Origin of the sequence: Klebsiella sp. K5-306, assembly GCF_051835185.1 — a bacterium.
Lineage (GTDB): Bacteria > Pseudomonadota > Gammaproteobacteria > Enterobacterales > Enterobacteriaceae > Klebsiella > Klebsiella oxytoca.
Genome location: NZ_JAIFJY010000006.1, coordinates 220,063 through 239,756 on the forward strand (window position 1 = coordinate 220,063; position 19,694 = coordinate 239,756).

The following is a 19,694-nucleotide window of genomic DNA, read 5'->3' on the forward strand; positions in this document are numbered from 1 at the left end:
CCCTGACACTACCCAAATCGCCGGACTGAGTAAAGTAGTCGAAAAAAAGAAAGGCCCGGGAAACCGGGCCTTCAGAGAAGCGAGGGTGCTTAACTGCGTTTTTCCAGCAGAGTACGGTAGAGCACGCCGCCGAGAATACCGCCGATAATCGGCATCACCCAGAATAGCCACAGCTGCTGCAGCGCCCAGCCGCCCTGGAAAATCGCTACCGCGGTGCTACGAGCCGGGTTGACAGAAGTGTTGGTGACCGGAATGCTGATCAGGTGAATAAGGGTCAGCGCCAGGCCAATGGCGATAGGGGCGAAGCCCGCCGGAGCGTTTTTATCGGTGGCGCCGTGGATGACCAACAGGAAGCCGCAGGTCAGGACAATCTCAATCACAATTGCGGAGAGCATGGAGAAACCGCCCGGTGAGTGTTCGCCGTAACCGTTCGACGCGAACCCGCTGGCGGCGGCGTCAAAGCCCGCTTTACCGCTGGCGACGATATACAGAATAGCGGCGGCAATAATACCACCGACAACCTGGGCGATAATATAGCCAATCACCTCTTTAGCCGGGAAACGACCGCCGGCCCACAGGCCTAAAGTGACTGCCGGGTTAAAGTGGCCGCCGGAAATATGACCGACGGCAAACGCCATGGTTAATACCGTTAAGCCGAAGGCTAACGCGACGCCGGCAAAACCAATACCTAATTCCGGGAAGGCCGCCGCCAGAACGGCGCTGCCGCAACCACCAAACACCAGCCAGAATGTACCAAAGCATTCTGCTGCTAATTTTCTAAACATAACCACCTCAATAAAATAATGTTACGAGCGCGGAAAACCGCGCCGGTCTTTATTTATCGATATAAATAACGACGATAAAAATAAAGCGCCGCTATTTTATGGACGTTCAACATTGTCGCACTAGCAATATAAATCGAGGTAACTTGATTTAGGGCAAGGTGATGTGATTCCTTCAGTAATGTCTACCGAGTTGAAGTGTAGAACAGAACAAATTAAAAAACTGGCAACCCGGTAAGTAATTTGCAAGCTGAATAGTCACCGTGCGGATACATACGCTTAAGATTTATCCTGCAGCGCGGAGTAGCGGGTGTGTCATGTTCCTCCCCACCTCGCTATACTGCTGATAACTGAAGGAGAAAGTAGCCACCGAGCGGAGGGGATATGCATCTTGAGCGCGTCGAAATAGTAGGCTTTCGCGGCATCAACCGGTTATCGTTGATGCTGGAGCAAAATAACGTGCTGATTGGCGAAAATGCATGGGGTAAATCCAGCCTGCTGGATGCCCTGACGCTGCTCCTGTCGCCGGAGTTCGATCTGTATCATTTTGTTCGGGAAGATTTTTGGTTTCCACCCGGGGATGTTCAGGGGCGCGAGCGTCATCTGCATATTATTCTGACCTTCCGTGAAAATGAACCGGGCCGCCATCGGGTCCGCCGCTATCGGCCGCTCAGCAATTGCTGGGTACCCTGCGACGATGGCTATCAGCGAGTGTTCTACCGCCTGGAGGGGGAGCTTGCCGATGATGATAGCGTGATGACTCTGCGCAGCTTTATTAACGGCGAAGGGGAAGCGCTGGAGCTTGAAGATATTGATGAGCTCGCCCGTCACCTGGTGCGGCTGATGCCGGTGCTGCGCCTGCGCGATGCCCGTTTTATGCGGCGGATCCATAACGGTACCGTGCCGCATTCGCCGCAGATCGAAATTACCGCCCGCCAGCTCGATTTTCTCTCCCGCGAGCTGGTGCACCATCCGCAAAATTTAACCGACGGGCAAATCAGGCAGGGGCTGTCGGCCATGGTGCAGCTGCTGGAGCACTATTTTGCCGAGCAGAGCAGCGCGCAATCTCGTCACCGCCTGATGCGCCGCCATTCACATGATGAACAGCGCAGCTGGCGCTATCTGGACATCATCAACCGTATGATCGACAAACCCGGCGGCCGTAGCCATCGGGTGATTTTATTGGGGCTCTTTTCCACGTTGTTGCAGGCGAAAGGGACCGTCAGACTCGATCGCGATGCGCGGCCGCTGCTGTTAATTGAGGATCCGGAAACCCGACTGCACCCCATTATGCTATCCGTGGCCTGGCATTTGCTCAATTTGCTGCCGCTGCAGCGGGTGACGACGACGAACTCCGGCGAGCTGCTGTCGCTAACGCCCGTCGAGCATGTGTGCCGACTGGTGCGTGAATCGTCACGAGTGTCGGCCTGGCGGCTGGGGCCTGGTGGAATGAATGCAGAAGACAGTCGACGCATCGCATTTCATATTCGTTTTAACCGCGCTTCATCGCTGTTTGCCCGCTGCTGGCTGCTGGTGGAAGGCGAGACGGAAACCTGGGTTATCAACGAACTGGCCCGCCAGTGCGGCCATCACTTTGATGCGGAAGGGGTGAAGGTGATCGAGTTTGCCCAGTCGGGTTTAAAACCGCTGATTAAGTTCGCCCGGCGAATGGGGATTGAGTGGCACGTGCTGGTGGATGGCGATGAAGCCGGGAAGAAATACGCCGCCACCGTTCGCAGTTTGTTGAATGACGATAAAATGCTGGAGCGAGACCATCTCACCGCGCTACCGGCGATGGATATGGAACATTTTATGTATCGTCAGGGATTCGATGATGTTTATCATCGGGTCGCGCAGCTGCCGATGAATATTCCTATGAATATGCGGCGGGTGATCACCAAAGCGATTCATCGCTCGTCTAAGCCAGACCTGGCGATTGAAGTGGCGATGGAGGCCGGACGTCGCGGCGTTGACGCCATTCCGACGCTGTTGAAAAAAATGTTTTCTCGCGTGCTATGGCTGGCGCGCGGGCGGGCGGATTAGCGGCGACCAACGTTTATCTCTTCGTGCCGGGAGCGATTCCGGCGCGTCTGCATCTGCACGTCACTCAACCTCAGTTAAACAAAAATTAAGCGCAGCTAAAAATGAACGTTATTCTGTTACCGCATTTAGATAGAATTGACGCCGGTTCTGCGGATTAAAACATCAGGAATGGTTATGAAATTAAATGGAAAGCGCAGGAAAATTTGGTGGCTGCTGGCGATTGTCGTGCTGGCCCTCGCCGTCTGGGGATGGCGAATACTGAATGCGCCGCTGCCGCAATATCAGACGCTGGTGGTGCGTAAAGGGGACCTGCAGCAGAGCGTGCTGGCGACTGGTAAGCTGGATGCGTTAAAAAAAGTGGATGTCGGGGCGCAGGTGAGCGGACAGCTCAAAACGCTGCGCGTCGAGATTGGCGACAAAGTGAAAAAAGACCAGCTGCTGGGGGTTATTGACCCGGAGCAGGCGGAAAACCAGATTAAGGAAGTTGAAGCGACGCTGATGGAGCTGCGGGCGCAGCTCAACCAGGCGCGCGCGGAGCGTAAACTCTCTGCGGCGACTTTAGCTCGCCAGCAGCAGCTGGCGCAGCGTCAGCTGGTCTCCCGGCAGGACCTGGACACCGCCGCGACCGACCTGGCGGTGAAAGAGGCGCAAATCGGCACGATTGAAGCGCAGGTCAAACGCAATCAGGCCACCCTGGATACGGCTAAAACCAACCTCGACTACACCAAAATTCTGGCGCCGATGTCCGGGGAAGTGACGCAAATCACCACCCTGCAGGGGCAGACGGTGATTGCCGCCCAGCAGGCGCCGAATATTTTGACCCTTGCCGATCTCAGCACCATGCTGGTGAAGGCGCAGGTTTCGGAAGCGGACGTTATCCATCTCAAGCCGGGGCAAAAGGCCTGGTTTACGGTGTTGGGCGATCCGCTGACGCGCTATGAAGGGACGCTGAAGGATATTCTACCGACGCCTGAAAAGGTTAACGACGCTATTTTCTACTACGCCCGTTTTGAAGTGCCGAACCCGCAGGGCATCCTGCGCCTGGAGATGACCGCCCAGGTGCATATTCAGCTTTCGGAAGTCAAAAACGTCATCACCATCCCGCTGAGCGCGCTGGGGGAGGCCATCGGCGATAACCGCTATCACGTGCGTCTGCTACGTACCGGTGAAGTTAAAGAGCGTGAAATCGTTATCGGTGCGCGGAATGACACCGATGTGGCGGTGGTGAAAGGGCTGGAAGAGGGGGATGAAGTCATTATCGGCGAAGGTGCGGCCGGAGCAGCGAAATGACGGCGTTACTTGAACTGCGTGATATTCGCCGCAGCTACCCCTCCGGCGATGGCAACGTTGAGGTGCTGAAAGGTATTACGTTGAGCATTGCCGCCGGCGAGATGGTGGCTATTGTCGGGGCCTCCGGCTCAGGGAAATCCACGCTGATGAATATTCTCGGCTGTCTGGATAAACCCACCAGCGGCACCTATCGGGTTGCCGGAACCGACGTGGCACGTCTCAACGGCGATGAGCTGGCGCGCCTGCGGCGGGAACATTTCGGTTTTATTTTTCAGCGCTATCATCTGCTATCGCATCTCACCGCGGCGCAGAACGTGGAAGTGCCGGCGGTCTATGCCGGAGCGGAGCGCAAAGCGCGGCTGGCCCGCGCCCATGAGCTGCTGGTACGACTGGGGCTTGGCGACCGGGCAGAATATCAACCTTCACAGCTCTCCGGCGGCCAACAGCAGCGGGTGAGTATCGCCCGCGCCCTGATGAACGGCGGGGAAGTGATTCTGGCGGATGAGCCTACCGGTGCGCTGGACAGCCGCTCCGGCGAAGAGGTCATGGGGATCCTTCACCAGCTGAAAGCGCAGGGACATACGGTCATTATCGTCACCCATGACCCGCAGGTGGCGGCTCAGGCTGAGCGGGTCATTGAGATACACGACGGTGAGATCGTGCGTAACCCGCCCGCGTTGAGCTCCGCGCAAGGCGGCGCGCTGCGCCAGCGCACGGCGGCCGAACCGTCGGCATGGCGTCAGTTCAGTAGCGGTTTTCGCGAGGCGCTGGTCATGGCCTGGCGCGCCATGGCGGCGAATAAAATGCGCACGCTGCTGACGATGCTCGGGATAATTATCGGCATTGCATCGGTGGTGTCGATTGTGGTGGTGGGCGATGCCGCGAAGCAAATGGTGCTGGCCGATATCCGCGCCATAGGCACCAATACCATTGATGTTTATCCCGGTAAGGATTTCGGCGATGACGATCCCCGCTATCAGCAGTCGCTGAAGTACGACGATCTGCTTGCTATTCAGAAACAGCCCTGGGTCAGCTCGGCGACCCCTGCGGTCTCCAAAAGCCTGCGTCTGCGGGCGGATAATATCGACGTTGCCGCTAGCGCTGAGGGCGTGGGGGCGCAGTACTTTAACGTTTACGGTATGACTTTTAGCGAAGGCAACACCTTCAACGAACTCCAGCTAAATAGCCGCGCGCAGGTGGTGGTGCTCGATAGCAACGCGCGTCGACAGCTATTTCCGCACAAAGCGCGGGTCGTTGGCGAAGTGATTCTTGTCGGCAACATGCCCGCGACGGTCATCGGCGTCGCTGATGAAAAACAGTCGATGTTTGGCAGCAGCAAAATTCTGCGCGTCTGGTTACCCTATACCACGATGGCCGGCCGGGTTATGGGGCAGTCGTGGCTGAACTCCATCACCGTCCGGGTCAATGAAGGTTACGACAGCGCGCTTGCCGAGCAGCAGCTGTTACGTCTCCTGGAACTGCGCCACGGTAAGAAAGATGTTTTCACCTGGAATATGGACAGCATCTTGAAAACGGCGGAACGGACCACACATACACTACAGCTGTTTCTGACCCTGGTGGCGGTGATTGCGCTGGTGGTCGGCGGGATTGGCGTGATGAATATTATGCTGGTCTCCGTTACCGAACGCACGCGAGAGATCGGTATCCGTATGGCTGTCGGGGCGCGGGCCAGCGACGTACTGCAGCAGTTTTTGATTGAGGCGGTGCTGGTTTGCCTGGTCGGCGGGGCGCTGGGCGTGACGCTTTCGTTGCTGATTGCCTTCGTGCTGCAGCTGTTTTTGCCCGGCTGGGAAATCGGCTTTTCGCCGCTGGCGCTGCTGACCGCATTTTTATGCTCGACGCTGACCGGAGTGTTGTTTGGCTGGCTCCCGGCGCGCAATGCGGCTCGTCTGGACCCGGTCGACGCCCTGGCACGGGAGTAGCGATAAAAAAATGCCAGTCAGAAGGACTGGCATTTTACTGGCGGGATGTACACAATGAAGCAAAAGAGTTATGCGGCTGTTTCTGTTTCTTCCGCTTCAACAGGGACGATCACGCTGGCGTGATTACCTTTTGGCCCCTGGTGAACATCAAACCGAACCGCTTGTCCGGCTTTTAGCGTTCTGTAACCATCCATCTGGATGGTCGAGTAATGGGCGAAAATGTCTTCGCCGCCGCCCTCAGGGCAGATAAAACCGAACCCTTTGGCATTGTTGAACCACTTAACAGTACCCATTTCCATACTTCGACATCCTTCGTAAATCTTATAAGTAAGATGGAATGAACCGGTAGTGGAGTGACGAGTTGTTCATTTGCTCGCCAACTCTCGCCACTACAATTTAGAGAAATCAGGAAATGCGTCAAGCGATTGACGACCGGGGACGGTGAAAAATGCGTCAAAATTTGAAGCAGTTAACGCTATTGCCGGGGAATGTGACAGACATCGCGGATGGAAGTAATAGATGATAATTATCTATGATCTATTGTAGATTTGTGATGTGCATAGCCTCTGGTCATCGACAGGCCACCGCCTGTTGGCAACAGCAACCGATGATGAACACTGACGATGAGTAAGAGAGACTGGTTGGACTTCGATCAGCTAATCGAGGACGAAGTTAAAGATGCGCTAAAACCGCCATCTATGTATAAAGTGATATTAGTCAATGATGACTACACTCCAATGGAGTTTGTTATTGACGTGTTACAAAAATTCTTTTCTTATGATGTTGAACGTGCAACGCAACTGATGCTGACGGTTCACTATCAAGGTAAAGCGATTTGCGGGGTGTTTACCGCTGAAGTCGCGGAAACCAAAGTATCGATGGTGAACCAATACGCGAGGGAGAACGAACATCCGTTGTTGTGTACGCTAGAAAAAGCCTGAATGCAGGCAATAAACTTGGGGGAGGTGCCTATGCTCAATCAAGAACTGGAACTCAGTTTAAACATGGCTTTCGCCAGAGCGCGCGAGCACCGTCATGAGTTCATGACCGTCGAGCACTTGTTGCTGGCGCTGCTTAGCAACCCTTCGGCCCGCGAAGCGCTTGAAGCGTGTTCAGTGGACCTGGTCGCGCTGCGTCAGGAACTTGAAGCCTTCATCGAACAGACCACACCCGTACTGCCTGCAACGGAAGAAGAGCGCGACACTCAGCCGACGCTGAGCTTCCAGCGCGTGTTGCAACGTGCTGTTTTCCACGTCCAGTCATCCGGTCGCAGCGAAGTGACCGGCGCCAACGTTCTGGTCGCGATTTTCAGCGAACAGGAGTCTCAGGCGGCATACCTGCTGCGTAAACATGAAGTCAGCCGACTTGATGTGGTGAACTTCATCTCTCACGGTACGCGCAAAGACGAGCCGAGCCAGTCTTCCGATAACAGCGGAAGCCAGCCTGGCAGCAGTGAAGAGCAAGCAGGCGGGGAGGATCGTATGGAAAACTTCACCACCAACCTCAACCAGCTTGCCCGCGTAGGCGGTATCGATCCGCTGATCGGCCGCGAGAAAGAGCTGGAACGTGCTATTCAGGTTCTGTGCCGCCGTCGCAAGAACAACCCGCTGCTGGTGGGGGAATCCGGCGTCGGTAAGACCGCAATTGCCGAAGGTCTCGCCTGGCGTATCGTGCAGGGCGACGTACCGGAAGTGATGGCCGACTGCACTATCTATTCACTGGATATTGGCTCGCTGCTGGCTGGCACTAAATACCGCGGCGATTTTGAAAAACGCTTTAAAGCGCTGCTTAAGCAGCTGGAGCAGGATACCAACAGTATTCTGTTCATTGATGAAATCCACACCATCATTGGTGCGGGCGCGGCTTCCGGCGGGCAGGTCGATGCCGCTAACCTGATTAAGCCGCTGCTTTCCAGCGGTAAAATCCGGGTTATCGGTTCGACGACCTACCAGGAGTTCAGCAACATCTTTGAGAAAGATCGTGCGCTGGCGCGTCGTTTCCAGAAAATTGATATCACCGAACCTTCCGTGGAAGAGACGGTGCAGATTATTAACGGTCTGAAGCCGAAGTATGAAGCGCACCACGACGTGCGTTACACCGCGAAAGCGGTACGTGCGGCGGTGGAACTGGCGGTGAAATACATTAACGATCGTCATCTGCCGGATAAGGCGATTGACGTGATTGACGAAGCCGGCGCGCGCGCGCGCTTGATGCCGGTGAGCAAACGTAAGAAAACGGTTAACGTGGCGGATATTGAGTCCGTGGTGGCGCGAATTGCGCGTATTCCTGAGAAGAGCGTTTCCCGCAGCGACCGCGATACGCTGAAAAACCTTGGCGATCGCCTGAAAATGCTAGTCTTTGGCCAGGATAAAGCGATTGAGGCCTTAACCGAAGCGATCAAGATGGCGCGCGCCGGGCTTGGCCATGAGCACAAACCTGTCGGCTCTTTCCTGTTTGCCGGGCCTACCGGGGTGGGTAAAACCGAGGTTACTGTACAGCTGGCGAAGTCGCTGGGTATTGAGCTGCTGCGTTTTGATATGTCCGAATATATGGAACGTCATACCGTCAGCCGCTTAATTGGTGCGCCTCCGGGATACGTCGGATTCGATCAGGGCGGGCTGCTGACCGATGCGGTTATTAAGCATCCGCACGCGGTACTGCTGCTCGATGAAATTGAAAAAGCGCATCCGGACGTCTTTAACCTGCTGTTGCAGGTAATGGATAACGGTACGCTGACCGATAACAACGGCCGCAAAGCGGATTTCCGCAACGTGGTGCTGGTGATGACCACCAACGCCGGCGTGCGTGAAACCGAGCGTAAATCGATTGGCCTTATCCATCAGGACAACAGTCCGGATGCGATGGATGAGATCAAAAAGATCTTTACGCCGGAGTTCCGTAACCGCCTCGACAACATTATCTGGTTCGATCACCTGTCCACGACGGTTATCCATCAGGTGGTGGATAAGTTTATCGTTGAGCTGCAGGTCCAGCTGGATCAGAAAGGCGTCTCTTTGGAAGTAAGCCAGGAAGCCCGCGATTGGCTGGCCGAGAAAGGCTACGACCGGGCCATGGGCGCGCGTCCGATGGCGAGGGTGATTCAGGACAACCTGAAAAAACCGCTGGCCAACGAGCTGCTGTTTGGCTCACTGGTTGACGGTGGTCAGGTGATCGTTGAGCTGGACAAAGAGAAAAACGCGCTGACCTACGCCTTCCAGAGTGCGCAAAAGCACAAACCGGAAGCGGCACATTAAGTCGCTTGCGTGAAACGTCAAACCGGCCTCAGGGCCGGTTTTTTTATGCCGATGTCCTGAACCCTTTTTTATTCCGCTTTTGTAAGCTATTGATTTGATTAAAGTGAAAATCTGGCGTGAAATTATGGTAGCAGAGAGGGGCTGTTGATTAATTTCAATGATAACAATATGGTAGGGTGTCGTTCGTTCAGTTCACTGCCGTACAGGCAGCTTAGAAATTTGGAAAGACCCGGCCTAATCAACCGGGTTTGTTCACTGCCGTACAGGCAGCTTAGAAATGATGCAGGGTGCAGCTACGCTAACACGCGATGTTCACTGCCGTACAGGCAGCTTAGAAACAGCGGGCCAGAGCTGCGCCATAAATAGCATCGTTCACTGCCGTACAGGCAGCTTAGAAATCGAACCATTCCGTAAGCTGTTTGTTATTGTCGTTCACTGCCGTACAGGCAGCTTAGAAATGGAAATCGTTGTCGAAGAAATAATCGTACTGGTTCACTGCCGTACAGGCAGCTTAGAAATAATATTGACCCAACAGGAGCGTCAGGAGCATGTTCACTGCCGTACAGGCAGCTTAGAAATCGACAAGCACATACTGCCCTACATCGGCAAGGTTCACTGCCGTACAGGCAGCTTAGAAAAGAGCTTGCCTATACTGCGGTGCAGGCTAAAACGATTTTAAAGAATTTGCCAAAATAATAGGCTATTTTGCAATTTGCGATGAATGTCAACGTATTACCTCTAATATACTGTTTTTATAAACAGCTATCGACACTGAGCCACAGGATGTGACTATGCCCGCGAACTATATTGCCCCGTCGGATTTAAAAACGATTCTCCATTCGAAGCGCGCCAATATTTATTATCTGGAAAAGTGTCGGGTTCAGGTCAACGGCGGCCGCGTGGAATATGTTACGAGCGAGGGAAAAGAGTCATTCTACTGGAATATCCCAATAGCAAATACAACGGCTATTATGTTGGGAATGGGAACCTCCGTTAGCCAGGCTGCAATGCGTGAGTTTGCCCGAGCGGGCGTAATGGTCGGTTTTTGCGGTACGGATGGCACGCCTCTTTATGCCGCTAATGAAGTCGATATTGACGTTTCCTGGCTGTCCCCGCAAAGCGAATATCGACCAACTGAGTACTTACAGCGGTGGGTTTCATTCTGGTTTACGGAGATTAAGCGGTTGGAAGCGGCGAAATGTTTCCAGAATATTCGCCTCGCGCAACTGGAAAAACACTGGCTCGGCAGCCGAATGCAGCGCGAGTCGCTATTTCCAGTCAATAAAGAAAAGCTGCTGGGATTAACGGAACGTGCGCGTTCAGGTATGGCGGAGGCGGATAGCCATACCGCGCTGATGCTTCAGGAAGCACAGCTCACCAAAGCGCTATACAAACTTGCCGCGCAGACCTCCGGTTATGGGGATTTTAAACGAGCAAAGCGTGGCGGAGGGCTGGATCTGGCAAATCGCTTTCTGGATCAGGGAAACTATCTGGCATACGGGCTTGCCGCGGTGGCAGCGTGGGTTACCGGCATTCCTCACGGCCTGGCAGTAATGCATGGTAAAACCCGGCGCGGAGGGCTGGTCTTTGACCTTGCCGATTTAATAAAAGATGCGTTAATTATGCCTCAGGCATTTATCTCCGCCATGCAGGGGGATGATGAGAGAGATTTCAGACACGCCTGCATTAATCATTTCCAGCAGTCAGATGCCCTCGATTTAATGATTGCCGCCCTTAAGGAAACCGCTGCCGCAGTGGGCGGGAGCGCAGAATGAACGTGCTGATCGTTTCGCAATGCACAAAAAAAGCCAGAGAAGAGAGTTGTCGCATTATCGATCGGTTTGCTGAGCGGATTGGAACCAGCGCCTGGCAAACCACCATAACGATGGAAGGGCTGGCAACACTGCGCAAATTGTTACGCAAGTCCGCTCGTCGCAATACGGCAGTTGCCTGCCACTGGCTAAAAAAGAGCGGGCAGTCCGAGCTAATGTGGATAGTCGGAAATCCACGCCGCTTTAATGCGCAAGGCAAAGTGCCGACTCACCGTACCACGCGTTCGGTATGGGTTTCTGATGAAGGTTTGCGTTGGCAATGTGGTGAAAGTATCGCTTTGCTGGCCGCGATTGCCGGACTTTTTCATGATTTCGGTAAAGCGGGCCGCGGCTTTCAGGAAAGCCTGTCCGGGAAAAGTCCAAAGACTTATCAGCCTTACCGGCATGAATGGATTTCGGTTCGCCTGTTTCAGGCCTTTGTCGGCGATCAAGATGACGATGGGTGGCTGGCAAAGCTCGGAGCGCTTTCGCCAGTTGATGAAACTGAGCTGCTGGGCAGATTGCTTAAAGACAACCCGCGATTTTCCAATAGCCCTTTCCTCACACTTCCCCCGCTTGCCAGGGCCGTTGCCTGGCTCATCCTTTCACATCACCGCCTGCCTGATAATTTGGATGGCGATAATGAACCGTTGCTCAATCATTGTGAGAGCTGGCTGGAAACTCAGCTTAACGCCAGCTGGAATTCGCTAAATCACAGAAATGAAAGCTGGCGGGATACGGATTTTCATAAGGTCTGGACCTTCCCCCAGGGAACGCCGCTGCAAAGTATGACCTGGCGAGAAAAGGCGCGGCAGATAACCCGGCGTGCCCGAAATAGCGCGGCTTTAAACCAGTGGGGCCAGATGGACCAGCCATTTACGCTACATATGGCGCGTTTTTGCCTGATGCTGGCCGATCATTTTTATTCCGCCAGCAATCCGCAGCCCGGATGGCAGGATCCGGAGTATCGCCAGTGGGCCAACGGCGATCGCAGCAGCGGGGCGCTGAAACAGCGAGTGGATGAACATCTCTGCGGCGTAGCGCATCATGCGCTGCTTTTGGGCCGACAGCTGATGCGCGTTCGTTCATCGCTACCGGCGATTGCGCGACATAAAGGGTTTCGTGAGCGGGCCGCAAACCCGCTTTTTCACTGGCAAAATAAAGCGTGGGACGTAACTTCCGCACTACGTGAACGGAGCAGGGAAAACGGTTTTTTTGGCGTCAATATGGCTTCAACCGGCTGTGGTAAAACCTTTGCCAATGCGCGAGTGATGTACGCGCTTGCAGATCAACAGGAAGGCTGTCGCTTTACCATTGCCCTTGGCTTGCGGACGTTGACATTGCAGACGGGAGACGCGTTGCGCAGCCGTCTGAAGCTGGATGACGATGACCTGGCGGTGCTCGTTGGTTCGAGGGCGGTGAAGGAATTATGGCAATCGACGAAGAGAGAGGAGCCTGACCGCGGCAGTACCTCTGAGGGGAGTTTATCTGAGGAGCTGCACTATGTTCATTATGCGGGCAGTACCCAGGCAGGGATTCTGGAAAAATGGTTACGCGGGGATGCAAAGCTTTCTGCTCTGGTCAGCTCGCCTGTGCTGGTTGCCACCATTGACCATCTGATCCCGGCCACGGAGGGTGTACGTGGTGGAAAGCAGCTACCGGCCATGCTGCGTCTGCTTACCAGCGATCTGGTGCTGGATGAGCCGGACGACTTTGATATCAACGATCTTCATGCGGTATGCCGCCTGGTGAACTGGGCCGGGATGCTGGGAAGCCGCGTTCTGCTCTCATCCGCGACGCTTCCGCCCGATCTTATCCAGGCGCTATTTGCCGCTTATCTGGCCGGGCGAAAAATATGGCAGGCGTCATGTGGGGTCAGCGACAGGCCCGTCAATATTTGTTGCGCCTGGTTTGATGAGAAAGGCGCCCGCGCAGAACAGATTGCTGACGGTCTCTCTTTCCGTCAGGCGCACAATCTGTTTATTGAGCGGCGAGCAAAAATGCTGGCGGAGAAACCCAGGCTGCATTTTGGCCGTATCGCTTCCCTATCTTCGGAGCCTGGTACAGTAGAAGATGTGATTAGCCGGGTTGCGCAAACCGTTCATACGCAAATGCTGCCATTGCATCAGGCGCATAACGAACCGCACAGCAACGGTAAAACCGTGTCGATGGGGTTGGTGAGATTTGCCAATATCGATCCGCTGGTCGCCGTAGCGAAAGCGCTATTCGCGATATCCTCTCCGCAAGACGTCTGCATTCATTACTGCGTTTATCACAGTCGACATCCGCTGATGGTTCGGTCAGCCATTGAAGCGAGACTGGATCAAGCATTTATGCGTCATCAGCCCGCCAGGCTCTGGCAGCATCCGGATATTGAAAAAGCGTTGCGCAGTCGTCCGGAAAAGCATCATCTTTTCGTCGTGCTCGGTACCTCCGTCATGGAGGTCGGACGTGACTGGGATGCCAGCTGGGGCATTATTGAACCCAGCTCAATGCGCTCCATCATTCAGTTTGCAGGCCGTATCCAGCGCCATCGTCGGCAGCTTCCCGAGAGCGAGAACCTGGCGATCCTCAGCCATAATATTCGGGCGTTACGAAAACTATCCCCGGTCTTTTGCAAACCCGGGTTTGAAGATCGCGACAATCTTTTATCCGACCACGACTTGCTTAATCTACTGCCGCTGCAGGATTACCAGACCATCAATGCGCTACCGCGGATTTTGCCAGCTAAGGGCGACAATAAGCTGGCTGCGCTGGAGCATGCGCGGCTTCATAAGGAATTACTTAGCAGTAAGAGCAAGCGGTTGATTGCTGCGGACTGGTGGCGGCGCTCGCTTAGCTGGAGCGGCTGGATGCAGCGTAAAACGCCGTTCCGCCAGTCGCAGCCTGAGAAATCCTATTTCCTTCATATGAATGATGAAGATAGCGAGCCCTGCTTTGCTTTTTATGCTGAGGACGGAAGCGTCAAACCCTCAGGCAATTTTAAGTTGCAGTTGCTGAAGTTTGCCGACGGTGTCACCTGCTGGGGGACAGTGGATTACCAGCAAGCGATGCTGGCGCAGGCAGAGGCGCAGGGAATTGAAATCGACTGCGTTGGCGCATTGTTTGGCGAAATTCGGGTGCCGGAAAATAGTCAGGAGGATGCAACCAGCGACTGGAGTTATCACCCGTGGCTGGGTGTTTACAGGGAGATTTATTAACAATGTCAGGAGCAGCTATGACAACCGAAGCACTGACTCACTTCATCATCGACTACATCGCTTCACGAAAGCAGCCCAAATTAGACGCCTTTGAAAAAGAGGCGGCGAAACGGCTGGCTCAAGGCGAGGATGCCGGCGCTATCGCGCAGGAGCGTCAGGAGCTTGAAGTGAAGTATCAGCCGCGCAACTGGCTGACGGATGCGGCAAGACGTGCTGGGCAAATCAGCCTTGTCACTCATGCGGCGAAGTTTACCCACGGTGACTCAAAAAGCAGCAGCATTTACCGCGAAACGGTGGGCGATGAGGGTTATTTAAGTACAGCTGTGCTGGCTAACGTGGCGGCGGATGCGGTGGGCAACGCGGCTGCTCTGGACGTGGCAAAACTGCTGCAAACCGAAGTGGGCGGCGATTCGCTGCTGGCCTGCCTGAAACGCGGCGATCGTAGTCCGCTGATGGGCTTTGCTGAAAACGACGCCCAGCTGGCACTGTGGATGGAAGGATTCTCTCATGCGTTAACGCCTGCTCAACCCGCCTCGCATAAGCTTGCCAAACAGATTTACTTTCCAGTCGATGGCGGCTATCACCTGCTATCTCCGCTATTTGCCACCTCGCTGGCGCAGGCGATGCATGAAAAAATGGTGGCAGCACGATTTGGCGAACAAGCAAAAGCCGCGCGTGAAGCTCGCCGGGCGGGCAAATGGCATGCGCAGCCCGATGTGCGCTATCCGAATATTGCCGAAATGCATTTTGGCGGCACTAAACCGCAGAATATTTCGGCGTTAAACAGCTCGCGCGGTGGGCGGGTCTGGCTGCTGCCGTCGCAGCCGCCAAAATGGACAATGCTCGATAAGGCGCCGCAAAATCTGACTAGTCTCTTTGCACTACGCGGCGATTTTAACCGAGCGGCAACCGACACTGTTTCCCGGATGGTTTCTCTGCTTAAAGAGAAGACTGATAACAATAATCGCCATATCCGCAATGCTCGGGCGGGTTATGTTGATGAACTGATTGATTTGCTATTTCTTCATGCAGCGACGTACCAGCAGGAAGCGTGGCAGGGATGGACGCTTAACAGCCCGGATTTACCTCTCCACCAGCAGCTTTGGCTCGATCCCTGGCGTAGCAAAACAGACGAGACATTCCGCTCTGAGCGTGAAAAAGGCGACTGGCAACGAAGCGTCGCGGATGACTTCGCGCGCTGGCTGAACTATCGCCTGAATAAAGCGCGTCTCGATGTGGGGATCGCCGAGCGCCGTGAGTGGCAAACTCAGCGTCTGTTTAGTCAACGGATGCGGGAAATGGAAGCTATTGTGCAGGAGGCGCTGAAATGAGCTATCTGCTTTTATTGCCCCATATTCGCATCGAAAACGCAAATGCGGTAGCAGGATTAACCTGGGGATTCCCCGCTATTACCCACTTTTTAGGGTATGTTCATGCGCTTTCCCGCAGGGTGAGCGAATTTGGCGTCTCTTTCACCGGCTGCGCGGTGATTAATCATGAACACCACATTCAGGCCTATTCCTCCGGGCGCGACTATCAATTTGCGCTGACTCGTAATCCGCTGACCAAAGAAGGTAAAACCGCTGCCTTTAACGAAGAGGGGCGAATGCATCTTACCGTCTCTTTGCTTGTTGAATGCCAGGGCGAAATCATCAATGGCGAATATGGCAAAGCGGCGCTCTGTTCGTCTCTGCTTACGCTCTGCCAGAGCCACAAACTGGCGGGCGGAAGTATCGTGATGATGCGCGAGCCACAGATATTTAATGCGCCTGATGATGAAAGAACGCTGCGTAAGATCCTCTGGCGTCTGATGCCAGGTTTTGCTCTCTGCGATCGCAGCGAGTGGTTGATGGAGCACTATCGCCAGCTGCAGCAGCGGAGGCCGGAAAGCAGCTTACTGGATGCGTGGCTTGACTTTGCGGCGATCAAATATCAGCCCGTTCAGCAGGAACCGGAGGATAGCGTGAGCTGGGAGTATCAGCCGAAACCGAAGCCGGGGTATCTGGTGCCGCTGATGTGCGGATATCAACGTATTTCCCGTCTATACCAGCCGGGAGAAGTGGCCAACGTTCGCGATACCACAACGCCGTTCGCCTTTACCGAGGCCGTTTATGGCGTTGGAGAATGGCGCGGGTTACATCGTATAGCTGACCTTGAGCCGCTTATCTGGCGCTACCGCACGAGCGATACAGGCTACTACTGTTCTGCAATGCCTGTTGCTGATGATGATTTTATATTTAACGAAGATGACGATTTAGAATAAGGACATAACGATGGCAAAGGCTCCTGTATCTGTAAAAACGGCTTCCGTACTGGCATTTGAACGCAAGCTCGCCACCTCCGATGCGATGATGTATGCGGGGAACTGGCTGGGCGATAGCTGGCAACCGATCGAAATTAAGGAAAAAGCGGTACGTGGAACTATCTCGAACCGGCTTAAAAATGCCATCGCCAGCGATGCAACAAAGCTGGATGCCGAGATCCAAAAAGCGAATCTGCAACGAGTGGACACGGCGGCGTTGCCCGCTGATGCCGACACCTTAAAAGTCGTATTCACCCTGCGGGTGCTGGGGAACTTAGCGACGCCATCGGTCTGTAATGATATGGCCTATCAGAATGCGATTCAGCAGACGATCGAAGGTTATATCAGCGAGCACGGTTTTGCCGAACTGGCTCGTCGCTATGCGGCTAACCTCGCAAATGGGCGTTTTCTATGGCGCAACCGCATTGGCGCTGAGCAGATTCAGGTTAGCGTGAGCGCGCAGGGGCAGGCGTGGGTATTCAATGGCCACGATTATTCATTACGTGAATTCTCTCAGGACGATGAGGAAATAGCCTCCCTTGCGGCGCTGATCGAACAGGGGCTATGTGGCCAGGCGTGGGTGATGCTAACGGTTGAGGCGCAGGTACGTTTGGGCGCCGGGCAGGAGGTCTTTCCGTCACAGGAGCTGGTACTGGATAGCAACAGTAGTAAAAGTCGCGTGCTGTATCAGGTCGCGGGCATTGCCGGGATCCACTCGCAGAAGATCGGCAATGCGCTGCGCACTATCGATACCTGGCATCCAAAAGTCGATGAGCTGGGGGCGATTGCGGTAGAGCCGTACGGCTCGGTAACCAGCCGCGGTATGGCCTGTCGTCAGCCGAAGGACAAGATGGATTTTTATACTCTGCTGGATAGCTGGGTGACGAAAGGCATTAAGCCAGACGTCGAACAGCAGCATTATGTCATGGCGGTTCTTATCCGGGGTGGTGTATTCGGTGAGAAAAGCGAATAAGGGGCTGCCATGGACTATTTCCTGGATATTCGCGTTCTGCCTGACCCGGAATTTAGCGAAGAGATGCTTATGGCCGCACTGTTTGCCAAACTACACCGCGCTTTAGGAGCCAGAGGCAAGGGGGATATTGGCGTCAGTTTTCCTGAGTTTTCCATCAAGCCGGGGCCATTATTACGTTTACATGGTGATGAATCTACACTGTGCGCGCTGGAAAAAACGCTCTGGCGTAAAGGGCTGAATGATTATTGTCAGAGTGGGCAGATAATGCCGGTAGGGGAAATACAAGGATGGCGTTGCGTCAGTCGGGTACAGGTAAAAAGCAGCCCCGAGCGTCTGATGCGCCGCTCGATGAGAAAAGGCTTGCTGACGCAGGATGAAGCAAATGAGCGATTGCTTAGCATGCGGGGAGAGTCAACAGCGCTCCCCTGGTTGAATATGAAAAGCCTCTCAAATGGGCAGAAGTTTCCGCTATTTATTTGTCACGGTGAGCTGCTGGCGCAGCGCGTCGCGGGAACATTCAATAGCTATGGGCTGAGCCATATCGCGACTATCCCCTGGTTTTAGCATGTTGGTGAGAGTTTTTGACGAGTGCTAAAACAAACCATAACCGGCGCGGTCTTTCGCGCCGATTTTTCAATCGCTAATTAAAACCCTTTTTTATGATGAATCTCTATCTTATTGATTTTAGACAGTGATTTTATAAAGGTCAGAAAAAGGGTTGTGAAGAGGGGAAGGCGTTTTTTGGCTTTTTTATCAGATGGTTGTAGTGGTTAGGCTTCAGTTCACTGCCGTACAGGCAGCTTAGAAATTATGCCCGGTTCTCCATGTCCCGCCTTGGGGGTTCACTGCCGTACAGGCAGCTTAGAAAACAACGAGACCTAAGGCCAGGGGGGACACAGCGTTCACTGCCGTACAGGCAGCTTAGAAATCCAGAAACGAAAAAACCCGCCGAAGCGGGTCGTTCACTGCCGTACAGGCAGCTTAGAAACTGGGTATCCATATCGATTACAGCAACCCGCTGTTCACTGCCGTACAGGCAGCTTAGAAAAGATCCAGCGTCCGAGACTGCTGATAACTGAAGTTCACTGCCGTACAGGCAGCTTAGAAAAGTTACACGGAACAGGTCAGATTACCCAAAGCGTTCACTGCCGTACAGGCAGCTTAGAAATGGCGAAGCATGCGAACCTCGTTAGCCCATCCGTTCACTGCCGTACAGGCAGCTTAGAAACGGCAACGCTGCTACTGCCGAACGAACGTCTTGTTCACTGCCGTACAGGCAGCTTAGAAATGCCAGCGCGAACGGAAGCATCAAGAGCATCAGTTCACTGCCGTACAGGCAGCTTAGAAAGACAGCCTAGGAAATTACCGCGGGCGTTGGCGAGTTCACTGTCGTACAGGCAGCTTAGAAATCCGATACCACGGCATACCGGCCGCAGCTTTCATTCTCTGCCGTACAGGCAGCTTATAAATGCTCTTCCTGGCGCTGTTGCTTCTGCTGTTTGTTCACTGCCGTACAGGCAGCTTAGTGATCGTGGCGGTTACGGGCGCAGAGACAGGGCCGTCAAAGCCGAAGAGGGAAGCGGCGTGAGAATAAAAGAAATGAAAAGACCGGGAATTATCCCGGCCTTCAGCATCTGGCGCGTTAAGCGCGAAAACGATCAGCGACTACGGAAGACAATGCGGCCTTTGCTCAGGTCGTACGGGGTCAGCTCAACAGTCACTTTGTCGCCCGTCAGAATGCGGATGTAGTTTTTACGCATTTTACCGGAAATATGCGCAGTTACCACGTGACCGTTTTCCAGTTCTACGCGGAACATAGTGTTAGGCAGCGTATCAAGTACGGTGCCCTGCATTTCAATATTGTCTTCTTTGGCCATCTAGTCCTCTGGGGTATCACTACCGTAGTTTTGAACCGGCAAGATAATGCCGAAGTTCAGCAAGTATGTAAAGTTTTACGTCAAATCGCCGAAGTAGTTTTGGCGCATTGCCCGTAATTCACGCGGATAAACCGGGCGACAGGCGCAAACGTAAAGGGGGAGTGACAGAACGATGGGCGTTATCTGACTCTTATTATTCCCAAACGGCGGCGGGGCAAC

14 protein-coding genes and 2 CRISPR repeat arrays are annotated in these 19,694 nt (G+C 54.1%); of the genes, 11 read left to right on the top strand and 3 right to left on the bottom strand.

Annotation, left to right across the window (positions count from 1 at the left end):
• Positions 1-89: 89 nt before the first annotated feature.
• Positions 90-785, bottom strand: coding sequence for an aquaporin Z (aqpZ, locus tag K2184_RS12055; protein ID WP_004100621.1), 696 nt, complete (start codon positions 783-785; stop codon positions 90-92).
• 381 nt (positions 786-1,166) lie between these two features.
• Here aqpZ and K2184_RS12060 point away from each other — a divergent pair, with 381 nt between their 5' ends.
• The 3 genes from K2184_RS12060 (at position 1,167) to macB (ending at position 6,058) form a co-directional block, all read left to right on the top strand.
• Positions 1,167-2,825, top strand: a complete 1,659-nt coding sequence (locus K2184_RS12060; protein WP_004111853.1) for an ATP-dependent endonuclease — start codon at positions 1,167-1,169, stop codon at positions 2,823-2,825.
• A gap of 174 nt (positions 2,826-2,999) precedes the next feature.
• Positions 3,000-4,115 carry a macrolide transporter subunit MacA gene (gene macA, locus K2184_RS12065; protein WP_004100624.1) on the top strand — a complete coding sequence of 372 codons (1,116 nt, stop codon included), beginning with the start codon at positions 3,000-3,002 and terminating at the stop codon, positions 4,113-4,115.
• Positions 4,112-6,058, top strand: coding sequence for a macrolide ABC transporter ATP-binding protein/permease MacB (gene macB, locus K2184_RS12070; RefSeq protein ID WP_004111855.1), 1,947 nt, complete (start codon positions 4,112-4,114; stop codon positions 6,056-6,058). Before macA ends, macB begins: the two co-directional genes overlap by 4 nt.
• Before the next feature lie 68 nt (positions 6,059-6,126).
• Here the strand turns inward: macB and cspD are convergent, their stop codons facing one another.
• Positions 6,127-6,357 (bottom strand): cold shock-like protein CspD, encoded by a 231-nt coding sequence (gene cspD, locus K2184_RS12075; RefSeq protein ID WP_004100627.1) that lies wholly within the window; start codon positions 6,355-6,357, stop codon positions 6,127-6,129.
• A 324-nt stretch (positions 6,358-6,681) separates the two neighbouring features.
• Here cspD and clpS point away from each other — a divergent pair, with 324 nt between their 5' ends.
• From clpS to cas6f, 8 genes are all read left to right on the top strand, one after another.
• Positions 6,682-6,999, top strand: a complete 318-nt coding sequence (gene clpS, locus K2184_RS12080; RefSeq protein WP_004100628.1) for an ATP-dependent Clp protease adapter ClpS — start codon at positions 6,682-6,684, stop codon at positions 6,997-6,999.
• A 30-nt stretch (positions 7,000-7,029) separates the two neighbouring features.
• A complete protein-coding gene (clpA, locus tag K2184_RS12085; RefSeq protein WP_004100629.1) occupies positions 7,030-9,312 on the top strand; it encodes an ATP-dependent Clp protease ATP-binding subunit ClpA in 2,283 nt (760 codons plus the stop codon).
• A gap of 190 nt (positions 9,313-9,502) precedes the next feature.
• Positions 9,503-9,950: direct repeats of the CRISPR family, unit length 28 nt; unit sequence GTTCACTGCCGTACAGGCAGCTTAGAAA.
• A 153-nt stretch (positions 9,951-10,103) separates the two neighbouring features.
• On the top strand, positions 10,104-11,087 hold the full coding sequence (gene cas1f, locus K2184_RS12090) for a type I-F CRISPR-associated endonuclease Cas1f (protein WP_163525144.1): 984 nt from the start codon (positions 10,104-10,106) through the stop codon (positions 11,085-11,087).
• On the top strand, positions 11,084-14,323 hold the full coding sequence (gene cas3f, locus K2184_RS12095; protein WP_163525142.1) for a type I-F CRISPR-associated helicase Cas3f: 3,240 nt from the start codon (positions 11,084-11,086) through the stop codon (positions 14,321-14,323). The genes cas1f and cas3f overlap by 4 nt, the downstream gene beginning before the upstream one ends.
• Before the next feature lie 17 nt (positions 14,324-14,340).
• Positions 14,341-15,654, top strand: a complete 1,314-nt coding sequence (gene csy1 / locus K2184_RS12100; protein ID WP_105889986.1) for a type I-F CRISPR-associated protein Csy1 — start codon at positions 14,341-14,343, stop codon at positions 15,652-15,654.
• Positions 15,651-16,586 carry a type I-F CRISPR-associated protein Csy2 gene (gene csy2 / locus K2184_RS12105; RefSeq protein ID WP_049591101.1) on the top strand — a complete coding sequence of 312 codons (936 nt, stop codon included), beginning with the start codon at positions 15,651-15,653 and terminating at the stop codon, positions 16,584-16,586. The genes csy1 and csy2 overlap by 4 nt, the downstream gene beginning before the upstream one ends.
• A gap of 10 nt (positions 16,587-16,596) precedes the next feature.
• Positions 16,597-17,598: a type I-F CRISPR-associated protein Csy3 gene (csy3, locus tag K2184_RS12110; protein ID WP_023320641.1), complete on the top strand. Its 1,002-nt coding sequence runs from the start codon at positions 16,597-16,599 to the stop codon at positions 17,596-17,598.
• 9 nt (positions 17,599-17,607) lie between these two features.
• Positions 17,608-18,162 (top strand): type I-F CRISPR-associated endoribonuclease Cas6/Csy4, encoded by a 555-nt coding sequence (gene cas6f / locus K2184_RS12115; RefSeq protein ID WP_163525140.1) that lies wholly within the window; start codon positions 17,608-17,610, stop codon positions 18,160-18,162.
• A gap of 216 nt (positions 18,163-18,378) precedes the next feature.
• A CRISPR array of direct repeats spans positions 18,379-19,127; the repeat unit is 28 nt; unit sequence GTTCACTGCCGTACAGGCAGCTTAGAAA.
• A gap of 129 nt (positions 19,128-19,256) precedes the next feature.
• Here cas6f and infA read toward each other — a convergent pair.
• Positions 19,257-19,475, bottom strand: a complete 219-nt coding sequence (gene infA / locus K2184_RS12120) for a translation initiation factor IF-1 (RefSeq protein ID WP_002211347.1) — start codon at positions 19,473-19,475, stop codon at positions 19,257-19,259.
• Positions 19,476-19,694 lie beyond the last annotated feature (219 nt).